The organism is Okeania sp. SIO2B9 (assembly GCF_010672505.1).
In the GTDB taxonomy this organism is placed as follows: domain Bacteria; phylum Cyanobacteriota; class Cyanobacteriia; order Cyanobacteriales; family Microcoleaceae; genus Okeania; species Okeania hirsuta.
This window is the reverse complement of the sequence record NZ_JAAHGK010001238.1, coordinates 1-2266: the sequence shown is the minus strand read 5'-3', so window position 1 is coordinate 2266 and position 2266 is coordinate 1. Positions and strand designations below refer to the sequence as shown.

Genomic DNA, 2266 nt, shown 5'->3' with positions numbered 1-2266 from the left:
TCTTGAAACCAACCTTCATGGTTTCAAGAGTATGAAGGATGCGACCCAGGTTATCATACTTTAACTATCTCTTGTTTAGCATGGATTTATGAACTTAATCCTAATATCGATCTAAAAGGTGCTTTAGCGAAAGCTGTTGCTCTTGCTAGTCATTTTGTTCATCCAGATGGGTCTTATGGTGGAGAATATACCAGTCGTAATACTTATAATTTCTTTCCCTATGGCTTTGAATTAGTGGGCAAATGGATGCCAGAAGCATTGAATATTAACGATCGCTTTTTAAAGGGTTTAGAAAAAGGATTAAATCCTTGTTATGCGGACGATCATATAGTAGGACATCATACTTGGAATTACCTTTTAGCTTGGCGTGATTTTGTTGAAGTTCGACCTGATTTATCCCCTCGCCCTCAGGGAAGATTTCATTTAAAAGAAGGAGGTATTTTAATAGATAGGAGGGAAAATACTGAACTTTATCTTGCTCTTAATAAAGGCGGAGTTTTCAAACTATTTCGTGACAATAAATTAATTCTTTCTGATACTCAATTTTCTCTGTTAATCAAGGAAGGAAATAAAGTAAAAAATGCAGTAGCTCATTTAGTTAGCTCTCGTTACAAAATTGAACTAGGGGAAAATGAAATTATTATTCAAGGTTCTTTAGGTTGGGCAAAACAAAAACAAATGACTAGCTTTAATTTAATTGTTTTAAGAATAGTTATGTTTACACTAGGACGTTTTTTCCCAAATTTAATCCGTAAAACTCTGCAAAAAATACTGATTACTGGTAAGAAAAATGCTCCTTTTGGCTTCTATCGTTCTTTACAATGGAATAATGGCAATTGGGTTGTTTACGATCAATTAACTGCAGAATCATGGGATTCCGTTATTGCAGGGGGAATAGGTTGCGATCAAACTTCTATATATGTAGTTATGAGTCGAACTTTTCAAGAAGGACAGCTACAACGTTGGCTCGATCTTACTCCACAAATAAAACAACTTGAACCCAAGCAAAATTTAACATTAGAAAGAAAATTATAAGTAACTAAATAGCCATAATTAATCATCTAATAAATCCAATGAAAAAATATATTTCGATTGCCGTAAGCGTTGCTATTCTACTAATTATTTACTCTAAAATTGACCTACAAAATTTAGCAAAAGTTTTTGCTAATTGTGATGGTTTAATCATGTTTTTGTCCTTAGCAATGGTAATTCCCATTACTTTATTTACCTCATGGCGATTACAACAATTAATGCCTAAAGGAAGCAGTTTAGATTTTCTGGAAGCAAATCGTTTGATTTTAGGTGCTAGTGTTTTGAATATGGTTTTACCATCAAAAATGGGTGATATTGCTAAGGCTTATTTTATGAAAGATAGAGGACATTTAAGTGGTACTCTATCTCTCTCTTTAGTAGTCTTTGAAAAAGCCTGTGATATGTTATCACTACTTTTATGGTGTGTATTTGGCTTGATAGTTTATCCTGACAAGAATTCTCTTTTCTGGTTGATGACTATAGGAGTAGGAGTAGGTTTAATATTAGGTTTAATTCTCTTAGGTTCTAGAAAATTTGCTATTGTTTTTTTTGACATTGGGATTAAGATTTTACCTAAAAAAATAGGGAAAAAATTAGAGAGTTTAAAAGAATCATGGTTAGAAATGCACGATTATTTTTGGGAGGATAAAAGGCAATTAATTAAAGTTTCTACTACTTCTATTTTTATTTGGTTTCTACATTTATTTCAAATCTGGTTATTCATTTTAGCTCTTAAAGCAGATGTTCCTTTCTTGACTAATTTAGCCTTATCTCCTCTGGCGATTTTAGCTGGTTTATTACCACTTACTTTTGCTGGAGTGGGTACTCGTGATGCTGCTTTGATTTTATTTTATCAACCTTATTTTGGAGAAGCTACAGGAGCAGCTTTAGGTTTATTATGCACTTCTCGTTATTTTCTTCCTGCGATTATTGGTTTACCCTTTTTAGGAGAAATGATGGCAACAGTTAAACAAATGAACAAAAATCAACAGTTTTGATATTTAAGATTGAGTCAACAATAAATGCGGTTAAAGTTTTTGAAATCACGGGGTGACAAGCAGCTCAAAACTATTGTTGGATAAGGGTTTAAAGAATATAAGCAGCGGTAAAAAATTGACAGGTTTTGTGAGAATGACAATCATTCTTGTTGGTGGTGTGGATGCAGCTTTTCCTATTAATTAATTAGGGTTTGCTGAAAAAGTCTTATGGGTGAGGGTAGGAGGACCGAGTCAGG

The 2266-nt window shown here is 33.2% G+C and carries 1 protein-coding gene and 1 pseudogene; both read left to right on the top strand.

The genetic code is table 11. From position 1 onward, the window contains the following. Positions 1-9 precede the first annotated feature (9 nt). A pseudogene (locus F6K13_RS29335) lies at positions 10-1035 on the top strand (hypothetical protein); the annotation flags it as partial. 38 nt (positions 1036-1073) lie between these two features. Beyond that, the gene (locus tag F6K13_RS29330) at positions 1074-2030 is read left to right on the top strand and encodes a lysylphosphatidylglycerol synthase transmembrane domain-containing protein (protein WP_124146507.1); all 957 of its coding nucleotides are present in this window, start codon (positions 1074-1076) and stop codon (positions 2028-2030) included. Positions 2031-2266 lie beyond the last annotated feature (236 nt).